The organism is Aeromonas crassostreae, from assembly GCF_054052445.1.
In genome coordinates, this window is the sequence record NZ_JBSTYM010000042.1 from 1 (window position 1) to 14,070 (window position 14,070).

At 65.6% G+C, this 14,070-nt stretch carries 14 protein-coding genes and 1 pseudogene; 8 read left to right on the forward strand and 7 right to left on the reverse strand.

Going from position 1 to position 14,070, the window contains the following annotated elements; translation table 11 throughout:
- Positions 1-307: 307 nt before the first annotated feature.
- Positions 308-646, forward strand: coding sequence for a YegP family protein (locus ACW5W4_RS18390; protein WP_427262132.1), 339 nt, complete (start codon positions 308-310; stop codon positions 644-646).
- A gap of 90 nt (positions 647-736) precedes the next feature.
- Here ACW5W4_RS18390 and ACW5W4_RS18395 read toward each other — a convergent pair whose 3' ends face one another.
- Positions 737-1,990, reverse strand: a complete 1,254-nt coding sequence (locus ACW5W4_RS18395; protein ID WP_456690354.1) for a DEAD/DEAH box helicase — start codon at positions 1,988-1,990, stop codon at positions 737-739.
- Between the two features lie 204 nt (positions 1,991-2,194).
- Here ACW5W4_RS18395 and ACW5W4_RS18400 point away from each other — a divergent pair.
- Positions 2,195-2,302, forward strand: a pseudogene (locus ACW5W4_RS18400) (DNA-directed RNA polymerase subunit delta); the annotation flags it as partial.
- 187 nt (positions 2,303-2,489) lie between these two features.
- On the forward strand, positions 2,490-4,385 hold the full coding sequence (locus ACW5W4_RS18405) for a PhoX family protein (RefSeq protein ID WP_456690355.1): 1,896 nt from the start codon (positions 2,490-2,492) through the stop codon (positions 4,383-4,385).
- A 217-nt stretch (positions 4,386-4,602) separates the two neighbouring features.
- On the opposite strand, the gene ACW5W4_RS18410 is transcribed toward ACW5W4_RS18405, so the two are convergent.
- Both ACW5W4_RS18410 and ACW5W4_RS18415 read right to left on the reverse strand, forming a co-directional pair.
- The gene (locus ACW5W4_RS18410; protein ID WP_456690356.1) at positions 4,603-6,549 is read right to left on the reverse strand and encodes a MacB family efflux pump subunit; all 1,947 of its coding nucleotides are present in this window, start codon (positions 6,547-6,549) and stop codon (positions 4,603-4,605) included.
- A 2-nt stretch (positions 6,550-6,551) separates the two neighbouring features.
- Entirely contained in the window at positions 6,552-7,712 is a 1,161-nt protein-coding gene (locus ACW5W4_RS18415) for an efflux RND transporter periplasmic adaptor subunit (RefSeq protein WP_427262136.1), read from the reverse strand.
- Positions 7,713-7,860: 148 nt separating this feature from the next.
- Here ACW5W4_RS18415 and ACW5W4_RS18420 point away from each other — a divergent pair, with 148 nt between their 5' ends.
- Positions 7,861-8,541 carry a response regulator transcription factor gene (locus tag ACW5W4_RS18420; RefSeq protein ID WP_456690357.1) on the forward strand — a complete coding sequence of 227 codons (681 nt, stop codon included), beginning with the start codon at positions 7,861-7,863 and terminating at the stop codon, positions 8,539-8,541.
- Positions 8,538-9,845: an ATP-binding protein gene (locus ACW5W4_RS18425; RefSeq protein WP_456690358.1), complete on the forward strand. Its 1,308-nt coding sequence runs from the start codon at positions 8,538-8,540 to the stop codon at positions 9,843-9,845. The genes ACW5W4_RS18420 and ACW5W4_RS18425 overlap by 4 nt, the downstream gene beginning before the upstream one ends.
- A gap of 69 nt (positions 9,846-9,914) precedes the next feature.
- Here ACW5W4_RS18425 and ACW5W4_RS18430 read toward each other — a convergent pair whose 3' ends face one another.
- From ACW5W4_RS18430 to ACW5W4_RS18440, 3 genes are all read right to left on the reverse strand, one after another.
- On the reverse strand, positions 9,915-10,355 hold the full coding sequence (locus tag ACW5W4_RS18430; protein WP_427262140.1) for a DUF6515 family protein: 441 nt from the start codon (positions 10,353-10,355) through the stop codon (positions 9,915-9,917).
- A 1-nt stretch (position 10,356) separates the two neighbouring features.
- Positions 10,357-10,551 (reverse strand): hypothetical protein, encoded by a 195-nt coding sequence (locus ACW5W4_RS18435; protein ID WP_456690359.1) that lies wholly within the window; start codon positions 10,549-10,551, stop codon positions 10,357-10,359.
- Positions 10,552-10,795: 244 nt separating this feature from the next.
- On the reverse strand, positions 10,796-11,356 hold the full coding sequence (locus ACW5W4_RS18440) for a gamma carbonic anhydrase family protein (RefSeq protein WP_427262142.1): 561 nt from the start codon (positions 11,354-11,356) through the stop codon (positions 10,796-10,798).
- A gap of 228 nt (positions 11,357-11,584) precedes the next feature.
- Between ACW5W4_RS18440 and ACW5W4_RS18445 the strand changes: the two genes are divergently transcribed.
- The 3 genes from ACW5W4_RS18445 (at position 11,585) to ACW5W4_RS18455 (ending at position 13,620) form a co-directional block, all read left to right on the forward strand.
- Positions 11,585-12,226 carry a ribonuclease T2 family protein gene (locus ACW5W4_RS18445; protein ID WP_456690360.1) on the forward strand — a complete coding sequence of 214 codons (642 nt, stop codon included), beginning with the start codon at positions 11,585-11,587 and terminating at the stop codon, positions 12,224-12,226.
- Positions 12,227-12,295: 69 nt separating this feature from the next.
- Entirely contained in the window at positions 12,296-12,577 is a 282-nt protein-coding gene (locus ACW5W4_RS18450; protein WP_456690361.1) for a helix-hairpin-helix domain-containing protein, read from the forward strand.
- Positions 12,574-13,620 (forward strand): NAD(P)H-dependent flavin oxidoreductase, encoded by a 1,047-nt coding sequence (locus ACW5W4_RS18455; protein ID WP_456690362.1) that lies wholly within the window; start codon positions 12,574-12,576, stop codon positions 13,618-13,620. Before ACW5W4_RS18450 ends, ACW5W4_RS18455 begins: the two co-directional genes overlap by 4 nt.
- A gap of 172 nt (positions 13,621-13,792) precedes the next feature.
- Here ACW5W4_RS18455 and ACW5W4_RS18460 read toward each other — a convergent pair.
- The coding region (locus tag ACW5W4_RS18460) for a hypothetical protein (protein ID WP_456690363.1) at positions 13,793-14,070 on the reverse strand (278 nt) is incomplete at its 5' end.

A 14,070-nucleotide genomic window follows, 5' to 3' on the forward strand; every position in this document is an offset into this window, starting at 1 on the left:
GTGGCCGCTGGGGGGGCCGGGGCCGCCCCCCGCGGGGGCGGGGGGGGGGGCCGCCCCTCTTCTCATTGGGGGAGGGGCAGGGTGGCGATCATGGCCTTGGGATTGAGCCGCTGGATGACGACGCCGTGACCCATCCCTTGGCCAAGCGTGCTGGCTATCGGATCTGCCGCCGCCCCGGGCGCGACAGTAAGCGGCGCAGCGGATGGCGAAAACGGCCTCTTTTGGCCATCTCCCGCCCCCGTCATATGGCGGTCATCAGGATCGGGCTAGCTTATGGGGGACTGTCACTCAACATAAGGATGTCCACATGGGATGGTATGAGCTCAAGCTGGCCAGGAACGACCAGTATCACTTCGTGTTAAAGGCAGGGAACGGGGAGGTGATCCTCAGCAGCGAGATGTACAGCAGCAAGGGGGCGGCCCAGAACGGCATCGCCTCGGTGCAGAGCAACGCCCCCGAGGCGGGGCAGTACGAGCTGAAAGAGGCGGCCAACGGCAAGTATCACTTCAACCTGAAGGCGAAGAATCATCAGGTGATAGGGTCGAGCCAGATGTATGCCAGCCAGGCCTCGGCCCAGAACGGCATCGCCTCGGTGCAGAGCAACGGCCCCTCCGAGACCATCAAGGACCTGACCCAGGCCTCCTGATCCCCCCTGGCGCCGCCGTGAAGGGGAGGCTGAATGCCTCCCTGGTGGCGCCCGTCCCCCACATTCTCAGGCCACCCGGTTTTCACTCACTTACCGCTTGCGGGAGGGCCCCTTGCTGCCAGCCGCGAGGGCCTGCTTTCTGGCCTTCTGCTTCTGGGCGCCCTTGCCGCTGCGGCGCGGTTCGGGGTCGAAGCGGGTCAGATCCGGCTCAAAGCCGGGGAACCACTGCTGGGGCAGCCGGGTGTCGAGCACGGCTTCCACCTTCTCCAGCAGCGGCGCATCCTCCGGGCTGAACAGGGTGATGGCGAGCCCCTTGTTGCCGGCGCGGCCGGTGCGCCCGATGCGGTGGACGTAATCCTCGGGCTGATGGGGAAACTCCAGGTTGATCACATGGTTGAGATCGCTGATGTCGAGGCCGCGAGCCGCCACGTCGGTGGCGACCAGGGCCTGCAGGGTGCCGGCGCGAAACGCCAGCAGCACCTTTTCCCGTGCGCCTTGGGAGAGATCCCCGTGGAAGGCGAGCGCATTGATGCCCGCCTTGCCGAGCTGCTGGGCCAGCTTGTCGGCCCCCTGGCGGGTGCGGCTGAAGATCAGCGCCGGTGCCCAGCCTTTCACCTTCAGCATGTGTTCGAGCAGTGCCAGCTTGCGATCGCTGTCCACTGCATAGACCCGCTGCTCCACCTCGGCCGCCGTGGTGTTGCGCGGTGCCACTTCCACCAGCGCCGGGTCGCGCAGCAGCACGCGACTCAAGGCAAAGAGGTTGTCATCGCAGGTGGCCGAAAACAGCAGGGTCTGGCGCTGCGCCGGTATTTGCTTCAGCAGGGCCTTGATCTCGTCCATAAAGCCCATGTCGAGCATGCGGTCCGCCTCGTCGAACACCAGATGACGCAGCTGGCTCAGGCTGAGCGCCCCCTGGCGCAGGTGATCGAGCAATCGGCCCGGGGTGGCGATCAGCAAGTCCACCCCGGCTTGAAGCGCGTCGACCTGCGCGGCGATGCTGACCCCGCCATAGACCAGGGCACTGGTGAGGCTCGTGCCCTGCCCGTAGCGTGTGACGCTCTCATGTACTTGCATCGCCAGCTCGCGGGTCGGCACCAGCACCAGGGCGCGAATGGGGCGAGGGGTCTCGCTCGCCGGTTGATTGAGCAACTGCTCCAGCAACGGCAGCACGAAGGCGGCGGTCTTGCCGGTGCCGGTCTGGGCGCCCGCCATCAGATCCCGTCCCGCGAGGATCAGGGGGATGGCGCCGGCCTGCACCGGGGTGGGCGCGGCGTAACCCAGCTCGCGCAGGGTCTGCTGCAAGCGGGGGGAGAGGGCCAGTTCGGCGAAGGAGGCAATGGACATAGGGCACCAGTATGGGGTTATCCCGCCCCGTGGCCGGGACGGAAACAATCAGCGTGGCCGGGATGGTAACAGATAGAGGGGGATCGGCAGAAGACGGGGGAGCATGGGTCGCCCCCCGAGTAGGCCGACTTCCCGAGTCTCGGGGGATCCGATCAACGGGAATGGCGAGTCCCACCTCCTGACGGGGGCCGCATGGGATGAACACAGCCGCTGGTCTACCTCAACAGCCTGCTGCAGGTGTCGGTGGCCCTGAACATGGAGAGCTTCGCCGCCAGACACCAGGTGCAATCCGGTGCCCACCGCCCCTTGTCATGGCCTGGCGGCATGCCCCGCCGCCCTTGGGCTCTGCCATCCAGGCTCACCCCCCGGCTCTGGCCACATGACGGTCTCGCCCGCTGTCAGGCTCCATTTGTCATCATTGTTTAACGAATTGTTGCCATGCTGTGGCCGGACGCAGTGAGTGGCAAACCAGACAAGTGCAGATAACAAGGAAAAGCAGATGAGCCGTTTTGACGAGAGAGACAGTGCCAACCATCCCCGCGAGCAGGAGCCTGAGTTCAACCGCCTGATTGAGGCTGGCCTCAGCCGCCGTGGCTTCTTGAAGGGTGTGGGCGCCGCCAGCATGGTGGCCTTCTTCGCCGCGAGCCCGGTGGCCCGCGCCGTGGCCGCCGCCACCCAGCCCTTGCTCGGCTTCCAGGCGGTGCCCGCCTCGGTGGCCGACAGCATAGTGGTGCCGCCCGGCTACCAGGCCGAGGTGCTGATCGCCTGGGGGGATGCCCTGTTCGCCGATGCCCCCGCCTTCGCCCAGAGCAATGACGCCAAGGCCCAGAGTCGCCAGTTCGGCGACAACAACGATGGCATGAGCTTCTTCCCCCTGGGCCAGGATCGCGCCCTGCTCGCCGTCAACAACGAATACACCAACTACGAATACCTGTTTGCCGATGGCGGCAAGCAGTTGAGCGCCGCCGCCGTCGCCAAGGCCCAGGCGGCCCATGGCGTCTCCCTGGTGGAGCTGGCGCGCATCGATGGCAAGTGGCAGGCCAACCCCAAGGGGGCCCTCAACCGTCGCATCACCGCCACCACCCCCATGACATTGAGCGGCCCGGCGGCGGGTCATGCCCTGCTCAAGACCCAGGCCGACCCCGAGGGGCGCACGGCTCTTGGCACCTTCAACAACTGCGCCAACGGCCAGACTCCCTGGGGCACCTACCTCACCTGCGAGGAGAACTTCAACGGCTACTTCGGCAGCGAGGGCAAGCCGGAGCTGGACAAGCGGGCCGCCCGCTACGGCCTGGCCGCCGAGGATGCGGGTTTTGGCTGGCACCGGTTTGACGAGCGCTTCGATCTCGCCAGGCACCCCAACGAGCCGCACCGCTTCGGCTGGGTGGTGGAAATCGATCCGCGCGATCCCGCCTCCACCCCGAAGAAGCGCACCGCCCTTGGCCGCTTCAAGCACGAGAATGCGGCCTTTACCATCAACCAGGATGGCCGCGCCGTGGTCTACCTCGGCGATGACGAGCGGGGCGAACACATCTACCGCTTCGTCTCCAAGAACAAGGTGGTGGCGGGCAATGATACCGCCAACCGGGATCTGCTGGACGAGGGCACCCTCTATGTGGCCCGCTTCGAGGCCAGGGAGGGGGAGCTCAAGGGCACAGGCCAGTGGCTGCCCCTGGTACACGGCCAGCACGGCCTGACCCCGGAGAACGGCTTCGCCGATCAGGGGGAGGTGCTCATCTTCGCCCGGGAGGCGGCGACCCGGCTCGGCGCCACCACCATGGACAGGCCCGAGTGGGTGGCCGTGCACCCGCACCGCGGCGAGGTCTATTGCACCCTGACCAACAACAAGAACCGCGGCCTCAAGGATAACCAGCCCCTGGACGGCGCCAACCCCAGGGCCGAGAACCCCTATGGCCAGATCATCCGCTGGCGCCCGGCCGGAGGCGATCACGGCAGCGACCGCTTCGAGTGGGATCTCTTCCTGCTGGCGGGCAACCCCGGCGTGCACAAAGAGGGGCTGATGGCGGGCAGTGCCAACATCCATCCGGACAACATGTTCAACAGCCCGGACGGCATCGGCTTCGACGAGGCGGGGCGGCTCTGGATCCAGACCGACGGCGACTACTCCAACGAGAAGCAGTTCGCCGGCATGGGCAACAACCAGATGCTGTGCGCGGATCCGGCGAGCGGCGAGGTGCGCCGCTTCCTGACCGGCCCGGTGGCCTGCGAGATCACGGGGCTCACCTTCACGCCGGACTGGCGCACCATGTTCGTCGGGGTGCAGCACCCGGGTGAAGAGCTGGCCCCCTCCCACTTCCCGGGCGGCGGCACCAGCATTCCCCGCTCCGCCGTGCTGCGCATCACCCGGGACGATGGCGGCATCATAGGGGCCTGATGGCCACAGATAACCGCCTTGCCTGCAATGAAAAGAGCCGCCTTCGGGCGGCTCTGTCATAGGCCTGGCTCAGACCGGAAAATAAAAAAGACCGGGCACAGGGCCCGGTCAAAAACCCGCAGATTGGGAAGATATGCGGGCGTTCAGGTTGTGCTGTGGTTGTGCTCCCTCAGGGGTTACTCGCGCTCCAATGCATGATGAATGGCGTTTATGGTGGTTACTCGCGTTCCAAGGCATGAATGGGATCCATGCTGGCGGCGCGGCGGGCCGGTGCGAAACCGAAAATAACCCCGATCAGGCTGGCACAGAGGCAGGCCACCCCCATGGCGGGGAGGGAGTAGCTCATCTTGAAACTGCTGCTGAAGTGGTCGAACAGCTGGCCCAGCAGCAGGGAGAGGGCGATGCCGAGCACGCCCCCCAGTAGGCAGACCAGCACGGCTTCGATCAGAAACTGTTGCAGTATGTCGCGAGTCCTGGCGCCGACCGCCATCCGTACCCCTATCTCCCGGGTGCGCTCGGTGACCGAGACCAGCATGATGTTCATCACCCCTATTCCCCCGACGATCAGGGAGATGAGGGCGATCATGGAGACCAGCATGGTCAGGGTGGCGCTGGTCTGGCTCATGGTCTGGCGTATGGTATCCGTGTTCAGCAGGAAGAAATCCTGGCTGCCGTGGCGCAGGGTGAGCAGGCGATTGATGCCATCCTGGGCGGTGCTCAGGCTCACCTCGTCCTGGATGCGCACGCTGATGCTGCGCAGATGGCTCTGCCCCAGCATGCGGCTCATGGCGGTGGTATAGGGGATCCAGACGTTGAGGGTCTCGTCGCTGCCAAAGCCGCTCTGGCTCTTGATGGCGACCCCTATCACCCGGCAGGGCAGGTTGCCCAGCAGTATCACCTGGCCGAGGGGAGACTGGGTCGAGGCGAACAGCTTGTCCCGGGTGTTCTCGTCGATCACCACCTCCTGAGCCAGGCTCTCCTCGCTCTGGCGATCGAAGCCCATCCCCTGGGCCAGGCGATAACCCCTGACCTGGAAGAACTGGGCGCCGACCCCGTTGATGGTGCCGGTAACGGCGGTGCTGCCAAGGCGCAAGGTGGCGCTGGTGCTGAGGCTGGGGGTGACGCTGTGCACATAGCCCAGCCGGGCGATGGCCTCGGCATCCCCGATCCTCAGGGTCTGTATGGTGGCGGAGCGCATATCGCCGAAGCCACGACCAGGGAACACCTCCAATGTGCTGGTGCCCATGGCGTTGATGTTCTCCAGTACCCGCTGCTGGGAGCCCTGGCCGAGGGCCACCACGGTCACGACCGAGGCGATGCCTATGATGATGCCGAGCATGGTGAGAAAGGTGCGCAGCCGCTGGGCGACCATGGCCCGCAGCGCCATGTGCAGGGCGTTGCCGAGCCCCTCCAGGGGGCGGGCGTGTCCGCTGGCGGGGGGCGGCGGGGGGAGGGCTGGCGGGGACTGAGTTCCCTCAGGGCCGGTGCGCCGATCGGCGATCACCCGGCCATCCTTGAGCTCGATGATCCGCTCGGCGTGGCGGGCGATCTCCATGTCGTGGGTGACGATCACCAGGGTATGGCCCTGGCGATGCAGGGCCTTGAGGCTGTTCATCACCTCGTCGCCGCTCTGGCTGTCGAGGGCCCCGGTCGGTTCGTCGGCCAGGATCACCTCGCCGCCGTTGATGAGGGCGCGGGCGATGCTGACCCTCTGCTGCTGGCCGCCGGAGAGCTGGCTCGGCTTGTGGTCGAGCCGGCTGGCCAGGCCGAACCGGGTCAGCAGGGTCTCGGCCCGCAGACGGCGCTCGACCGGATCCATGCCGGCGTAGAGGGCGGGCACCTCCACGTTGGCCCGGGCATCGAGATCCGCCAGCAGGTGATAACGCTGGAAGATGAAGCCAAAGTGCTCCCGTCGCAACGCCGCCAGTTCATCCCGGCTGAGGGTGGCGGTGTCGCGCCCCGCCACCAGATAGGCCCCCTCGCTCGGCTGATCCAGGCAGCCAAGCAGATTCATCAGGGTCGATTTGCCCGAACCGGAGGCGCCGACGATGGCCAGCATCTCCCCCCTGGCTATCTCCAGATCGATACCGTCGAGTACGGTGACGGCACGCTCCCCTTCTCCGAACCGGCGGCCGATACCGCGCAACTGCAACAAGGCGCCCATGGTCACATCCCCATGGGGGGGGGCATACTCCCCGCGGCTGTGCCTTGGCTTGCGCTCATCTCGCTGACGATCACCCGATCGCCGGCGCTCAGCCCCTCCAGGATCTGGGCATCCACCTTGTTGTTCAGGCCGACCTTGACCCGGCGCAGGCTGACCTTGCCCCCATCATCGACCACCCGCACCTGGTCCCCCTGCAGGGCGATGGCCGGGATCACCAGCACCTGTTTGAGCCGGGCTGCCACCAGGTAGACCTGGGCGGTCATGCTGATCCTGAGCTGGCCATCCTGATTGGGGACCTCGAACAGGCCGTTGTAGTAGATGGCACTGCTGTCGCTGCTGCTGGTGGTGTCATCATCATTGATGGAGTCGGGGGCGGGCTCTATGGCCCGCAGCACGCCTTCGAAGCGGCGCTGGTTGTTGCCAAGAATGGTGAAGTAGACCGGCATGCCGACCCGGGTGTTGATGACGTCGGCCTCGGAGATCTGGGCCTCCACCGTCATGGTGTCGAGCTGGGCAATCTTGAGCAGGGTGGGAGTGCTCTGGCTGGCGTTGAGGGTCTGCCCCTCCTCCACCGGCAGGGCCACCACAGTGCCGGCCAGGGGGGCCAGGATCCGGGTATAGCCCAGGTTGACTCCGGCGGTGTCCACCGCTATCTCGGCCTGCACCCGCTGGGCCGAGAGGGCCCGGATGTCGGCCAGGGTCTCGTCCAGCGTCGCCTTGGCGCTGTCATGGTCGGCCGTGCTGCCGAGCCCCCTGGCGAGGATCTGCTGCTGGCGCTGGTAGACCAGGCGGGCGTTGCGCAGCGTGGCCTCCTTGGCATCGAGCTGGGCCTGGAGATTGTCACGCTGGGCCTGGGCATCCTTGAGGGCGTTCTGTTGGGTCAGGTCGTCGATCTCGACCAGCAGATCCCCCTGCTTGACCTCCTGCCCCAGGGCGACGTGCAGCCTCTTGATCTGGCCCGACACCTGGGCGCCCACGCTCACCTGTTTGCGCGCCTTCAGGGTGCCATCCGCCAACACCAACTGCTCCAGATCCCGGGTCTCGGCGGTGGCGGTGATGAAGTCGTTGGCGGGGGCCTGGGCCAGGGGGCGCCAGGCCAGGAGCAGCAAGGCGAGGGCGCAAAGCGGCAACAGCCAGAACAGACGGGGGGAGAGCGTGGGCATGACAAGCTGTATCCTGAATGACAATAACGACGGCACTCTACCCCGGAGTCGGGTTAAGGCTCTCTGTGCCAAGCGTAAGGGTTTCGTAAAAATGGCTGTCAGGGGCGGGGGAAGCGGCGAGAATGGCCGTCAATGAGGGAGAGAAGATATGAAGATCCTGCTGGTGGATGATGATGCCGAACTGGGCGCCATGTTGAGTGAATACCTGGGGGGAGAGGGGTTTGAGACCACCCAGGTGCTGACCGGGAAGGAGGGGGTACGCCAGGCGCTGTCCGGTCGTTACCATGCCCTGGTGCTGGACGTGATGCTGCCCGATCTGGGCGGTACCGAGGTGCTGCGCCAGGTGCGTCAGCGCAGCCGCCTGCCGATCATCATGCTGACCGCCAAGGGGGACAACGTGGATCGGGTGGTGGGGCTGGAGATGGGGGCCGATGACTATGTGGCCAAGCCCTGCTACCCCAGGGAGCTGGTGGCCCGGCTGCGGGCCGTGTTGCGGCGGGTCAATGAGGTCGGCGCCGTGGCGCCCGTGCCAGAGGCCCTCACCCTGGGCGGCCTGACGGTCAGTCAGGCCAACCGCGTCTGCCTGTGGCAGGGGGAGACCGTGGAGCTGACCGCCACCGAATTCAACATGCTGGTGCTGCTGCTGCGCACCCCTGAGCAGGTGGTCACCAAGGATACCCTCTCCTTGCAGGGGGTCGGGCGTCCCCGTGAGGCCTACGATCGCAGCGTCGATGTCCACATCTGCAACCTGCGACAGAAGTTGCAGCACAAGGTGGGCTCCGCCATCACCATAGAGACCATCCGCAGCATAGGGTACAAGATCCAATGATCCTCAAGGGGCGGCTGTTCTGGAAGATACTGCTGGGCTTCTGGCTGACCATAGTGGTGGTGAGCCAGTTGCTCTGGTTAGGCTTTCGCGCAGAGCGTGAGCGCCCCGAGGAGCGCCTCGCCCACCAACTGGCCGCGCAGCATCTGGACATGGTCGAAGCCATGTTGGTCCAGGGAGGCATCCAGGCCGCAACGGCCTTGATTGACGCCATGCCGGCCGGGACGCCGCCCCTGGTACAGATGGCGGCCCTCGGCCATCGGGATGAGGCGCAGGATCCCGGGGCCTTGGCGCGGATCGTCACGGCGGCGGACGGGCAGGCCTATCTGCTGCGTGCCCGCCCCGACCCGGGCTTGCTGCCCGGGGGGCCCGAGCCCGGCCCCCTCTCCTGGCTCAACATTCCTCCCCCCATGCTGTGGATTGGCGGGGTGGGCGGCCTGCTGTTCAGCATACTGTTTGCCTGGCACCTGACCCGGCCGATGAACGCCCTGCGCCACAGCTTCGGCCTGGTGGCCAGGGGCGATCTTGGGGTGCGGCTCCTGCCCGCCCTGCGCTGGCGACGGGATGAACTGACCGCGGTGGCGCGGGACTTCGACCTCATGGTGGAGCGGTTGCAGCAGTTGGTGGATGGCCGGGAGCAGCTGCTCCATGACGTCTCCCACGAGCTGAGATCTCCCCTGGCCCGCATCCAGATGGCCATCGGCCTGGCGGAGCAGAGCCCGGACAAGGTGAGCGACTCCCTGGCGCGGATCCGCCTCGAGACGGAGCGGATGGACAAGATGATAGGGGAGTTGCTGACCCTCTCCCGGGCCCAGCAGGGCCATGGCCTTGAGCCAACGCATTACGATCTGCTGGCGCTGGTGGAAACCGTGCTCCAGGATGCCAGGTTCGAGGCCCAGCAATCCGGGGTGCAGATCGATCTGACCCAGGATCAGGGGGAGGAGTGCCTCTTGCTGGGCCATGCCGAGCTGGTGCGTCGCGCCGTCGAGAACGTGGTGCGCAATGCCCTGCGCTTCTCCCAGCCGGGGCAGCGGGTCAGCGTCCAGCTGGCCCGGTTGGGTCATGAGGTGCAGTTGGCGATCGCCGATCAGGGACCCGGGGTGGAAGAGGGCAAGCTGGCCTGCATCTTCGACCCCTTCGTGCGGATCGGCTCGGCCAGGGCGGGCAAGGGGTACGGGCTCGGGCTCGCCATCGCCCACAAGGCGGTGACCCTGCAGGGGGGCAGCATAGTGGCACGCAACCGGTCGCAGGGGGGCTTGCGGGTGACCATCACCCTGCCTTGCCTGGGGCAGTCCGGGTCGATCTGAAGGCCGTCCCACGAGATGCCCTCTGCGGCGGGATGACCCGGGCAAGAGCGCCCTCTGCTCGCTTGTGCATCAGCGCAGCGCGGCGGGGGGCGGCACTTCGATGTAGCTGCCGTCGATCTCCCGCTGGTAGTAGTGACCCTCCCCGACGTAGTAGCGGCGACCATCCAGATCCAGGGGAGTGAGCCCCGCATCCGGCGTCACCGTCTGCACCCGGGCCGGTGGCGTCACCACCACATAGTGGTTCTCCTGCTGCTGGTAGAAGATGCCGCCGAGCACATAGTAGGTGAGCCCGGCCAGCAGCATGGTCTCGGCCCCCCTGGGCAGTGCGCTGATCCTGTGTCCGGGGGCCGGGGCGGACCAGGGGCCCGCGTAGTGGCCATGCCGGGGGGCGGCCGTCGGCATCTCCCGCCCCGGCGCACCGCCCTGCCTGCCCATTTCACCCGGGCCCGCGAGGGCGGGGAGGGCGATGGTCAGGGCCAGAGCCCACAGGGCGCCGTGAGGCATCTTCATCTCACTCTCCCTTGAGCGGCGCTGTGGCGGGCTGACGCTTGAGGGGGCGTGGCGGCAACTCGCGGACGCTGACCATGACCTCATAGCGGGTGTTGGCCTCGGCAGCGGGGATGCTCTTGAACAGTTCCTGGGCCGTGGCCTGGGGGTCCGTGCTCTGCTTGCTGGCCTGATAGAGCGCGGCAGGGGGCATGGGCATCTGGCCCCCTGAGTGGCCTGGCATGGGGGGCGGCATATCGCCTGCGTGGGCAAGGGTGGCACCGAGCAACAGGGCGAGAGTGAGTGAGTGGCGTAGCATTGTGATGACTCCAGCTTGGAAAGTGATCTCATCAGACGCGACTCGCGCGCCGGGCTCAATCACCTTTACACCCTCTTTTCACCGCCTTGACAGTCGTGACAAGGGGCGCCGTGGCGCCCCTTGTTGCTCATCGTCTTCGCAGGCGTCAGAACTCGTTGGAGAGCGCCTTGTAGCCCTTGACCAGATCGATGTTGGTGTGGGCCACGTCCTCGGAGAACTCGGTGGCATCCACGGTGACGCGGGGGATCTGGGCCAGATCGCTCTGCTGGTTGATGCGGGTGGTGGAGGGCACATAGAAGCCCGGGGGCAGATCGCAGCCGTCGATCACCGAGTTGTGACGTACCACGGATCCTTCGCCTATGTGGCAGTTGAACAGCACGCTGTTGAAGCCGATGAAGACCCGGTTACCCACTTCGCAGGGGCCGTGCACTATGCTGCGGTGGGCGATGGAGCTGTACTCGCCTATGGTGACGGCGGCGCCGGACTTGGAGTGGATCACCACGCCGTCCTGAATGTTGGAGTTGGCGCCGATGACGATGGGCTCCATGTCACCGCGCTCGTCCACCTCGTCGGCGCGGATCACGGCGTAGGGGCCGACAAACACATTCTCCTTGATGATCACCTTGCCGCAGATGATGGCGGTCTTGTCGATGTAGGCGGACTCGTCGATCACGGGCAGGTGACCTGAGGGATTCTTGCGGATCATGTCATGTCCTGTTGCTGATGAAACCGGGGAAAATGGCGGGACGCAGAGGCTCGCCGGAGAGTCAGCTTACGCCTCAGATCCGGGCGGGGAAACCCTTTACTGGTCTGACCCTTCCCCGGCCAGGGCGTTTCACATGGTTGTTCTTTGACTCCCATGTGTGGGAGCATGGAACCCTGGCGCCGGGCCCCCTCGCCAGCAGGGGGCAGATGTAGTGATGGAGGTGGAACGATGAAGCAGATCATGGTGTTGCTGATGGGCGCCCTGTTGTGGGCCCAGGCCGCACAAGGCAAGGGGCAAGCGGGGGATTTTGACTATTACGCCCTGGCGCTCTCCTGGTCACCGGAGCACTGCGCCATCAAACCGGCCGATCGGGAGCAGTGCAGCCGCCAGTTGGGCTTTGTGCTGCACGGCCTCTGGCCGCAATACCTGAAGGGCTATCCGTCGGAGTGCGGCACCGAGCGGCTCGCAGGCGACGTGGAGCGTGATTTCCCCGGGCTCTACCCCAGCCGCTTCCTCTATCGCCACGAGTGGCGCAAACACGGCACCTGCTCCGGCCTCAGCCAACCTGCATTCCATCAGCTGGCCAGCGAGCTGCGCCAGAGGGTGCAGATCCCGGCCGCTTACCAGGCGCCGCCGCAGCCGCTGCGCAAGAGCCGCTTCCAGCTCAAGGCGGACCTGGCTGCGGCCAACGACTGGCTGGCCCCCGATAGCATCACTGTGGCCTGCACCGACGGGGGGCGCTTCCTGCGAGAGATTTACATCTGCTTCAACAAGGCAGGGACAGAGGCCATCCCCTGCCCGGACGAGATGCAAAGACGGGAGCGCCGCTCCTGCGGCCAGCCGGATTTCCTGCTGCGCAGTGTGCGTTGACCCCTCTTTATGTCGATCGGGCTCATGGCGGGCCTTGTGCAAAGACCGCCATCGCAAAGGAGCAATGCAATGACAGACATGAAACAGTTTTCGCCACGGGAGCGCAGCCTGCTGCTCGGGGTGAAAGGGGTGGGGCCCACCGTGATCGGACGGCTCGAACAGCTGGGGTATCACACCCTGGATGACCTGGCCGAGGCGGATACCGGCCACATGGTCCGGCTGGTAGCCTGCATGCTGGGCGCCACCTGCCGGCAGAACAGCCCCCAGGCCCGAGACGCCATCGACGGCACCATAGCGCTGGCCCGTAGCCAGCGCCATCCTGGGTCGACCGGTGAGGCGCTCGCAACATGAGTCTGTTCACCGAGCTGGGGATGCGCTACCCCCTCATCCAGGCGCCCATGGCCGGCGTGCAGGGCACCGAGCTGGCCATGGCGGCGACGAGGGCGGGGGCCCTGGGATCCTTGCCGGCGGCCATGCTCGGCCCGGCCGAGCTGCGCAAGGCGCTGGAGCAACTGGCGGCCAGTGGTCCGGGGTCTTTCAACATCAACTTCTTCTGCCATCGACAGAGTGAGCCTGAACCGGCCGAGGAGCGCCGCTGGCTAGGGGTGCTGGCACCCTATTATGCCGAGTTCGGGGTGGACGCCGATGTCACGACGACGGCGCCCGGTCGTGCCCCCTTCAATGACGAGCATGCCGCCGTCCTGGCCGAGTTCAAACCCGCCGTGGTCAGCTTCCATTTCGGCCTGCCGGTCCCCGAACTGCTGGCCAGGGTGAAAGCCACGGGGGCCAAGGTGTTTGCCAGCGCCACCACTGTGGCTGAGGCCCAGTGGCTGGCGCACCATGGCGCCGATGCCATCATCGCCCAAGGGCTGGAGGCCGGTGGCCACCGTGGCCATTTCCTGAGCGAAGATCTCGCGCTGCAGCAGGGAACCTTTACGCTCTTGCCCCAGATAGTGGCGGCGGTAGACCTGCCGGTCATCGCCGCCGGAGGCATAGTCGATGGCAAGGGAATACTGGCCGCCCTGGCTCTGGGGGCGAGCGCCGTGCAGATGGGAACGGCCTTTCTCTGCTGTTCCGAGGCGACGACCTCGCCCTTGCACCGCGCCGCCATCCAGGGGTCCCATGGCCAGCATACGGCCTTGACCAATCTGTTCAGTGGCCGTCCTGCCAGAGGCATAGTGAACCGTTTGATGCGCGAGCTTGGCCCCTTCTCGGAGGTGGCCCCGGCCTTTCCCCATGCCAGCCGTGCATTGGCACCCTTGCGAGCCGCCGCTGAAAAGAGGGGAGACAGCGGCTTCTCGCCGCTCTGGGCGGGGCAGAATGTATCGGGTTGCCGTGACCTCCCGGCCGGCGAGTTGATCGCCACATGGGTGAAAGAAGCGGGCCTGGCGTGATCGTTTCTTTATATAGGTAGATGAGCGGGAGGGGCGGCATGCGAGGTGTGGCACTTCCACTGGCTAAATGTGGGGCACTCATGATGCCAATAGTGCCGTTTTACGGGCTTTCTGTGGATAAGTTTGTATAAAAGCTGTGTTTGGTTATGAATAACTAAATAAATGCCGATTTTTACAGTTTTATTGCAGTTATCCCCTTGCCAGCGCGATCAATCTCTCTATAATGCGCCACATCGACAGGGCAACAAGCGGCAACGCAAACAACCTCGTCGATAACCTCGAAAAGCCTTTTAAAATAAGGCTTGACTCGAGAAGGCGGTTGAGTAGAATTCCACTCCCGCAGCAGCCAAAAGCTGCGTCGCTCTTTAACAATTTGAATCAAGCAATCTGTGTGGGCACTCACAGCATCGAACATCAAAAACAATTTTTGATTTTCAATGTCTGGTGAAG

Coding starts and splice junctions, on each gene's coding strand:
- ACW5W4_RS18390 (WP_427262132.1), top strand. CDS start 308: ATGGGATGGTATGAGCTCAAGCTGGCCAGGAACGACCAGTATCACTTC.
- ACW5W4_RS18395 (WP_456690354.1), bottom strand. CDS start 1,990: ATGTCCATTGCCTCCTTCGCCGAACTGGCCCTCTCCCCCCGCTTGCAG.
- ACW5W4_RS18405 (WP_456690355.1), top strand. CDS start 2,490: ATGAGCCGTTTTGACGAGAGAGACAGTGCCAACCATCCCCGCGAGCAG.
- ACW5W4_RS18410 (WP_456690356.1), bottom strand. CDS start 6,549: ATGGGCGCCTTGTTGCAGTTGCGCGGTATCGGCCGCCGGTTCGGAGAA.
- ACW5W4_RS18415 (WP_427262136.1), bottom strand. CDS start 7,712: ATGCCCACGCTCTCCCCCCGTCTGTTCTGGCTGTTGCCGCTTTGCGCC.
- ACW5W4_RS18420 (WP_456690357.1), top strand. CDS start 7,861: ATGAAGATCCTGCTGGTGGATGATGATGCCGAACTGGGCGCCATGTTG.
- ACW5W4_RS18425 (WP_456690358.1), top strand. CDS start 8,538: ATGATCCTCAAGGGGCGGCTGTTCTGGAAGATACTGCTGGGCTTCTGG.
- ACW5W4_RS18430 (WP_427262140.1), bottom strand. CDS start 10,355: ATGAAGATGCCTCACGGCGCCCTGTGGGCTCTGGCCCTGACCATCGCC.
- ACW5W4_RS18435 (WP_456690359.1), bottom strand. CDS start 10,551: ATGCCCATGCCCCCTGCCGCGCTCTATCAGGCCAGCAAGCAGAGCACG.
- ACW5W4_RS18440 (WP_427262142.1), bottom strand. CDS start 11,356: ATGATCCGCAAGAATCCCTCAGGTCACCTGCCCGTGATCGACGAGTCC.
- ACW5W4_RS18445 (WP_456690360.1), top strand. CDS start 11,585: ATGAAGCAGATCATGGTGTTGCTGATGGGCGCCCTGTTGTGGGCCCAG.
- ACW5W4_RS18450 (WP_456690361.1), top strand. CDS start 12,296: ATGACAGACATGAAACAGTTTTCGCCACGGGAGCGCAGCCTGCTGCTC.
- ACW5W4_RS18455 (WP_456690362.1), top strand. CDS start 12,574: ATGAGTCTGTTCACCGAGCTGGGGATGCGCTACCCCCTCATCCAGGCG.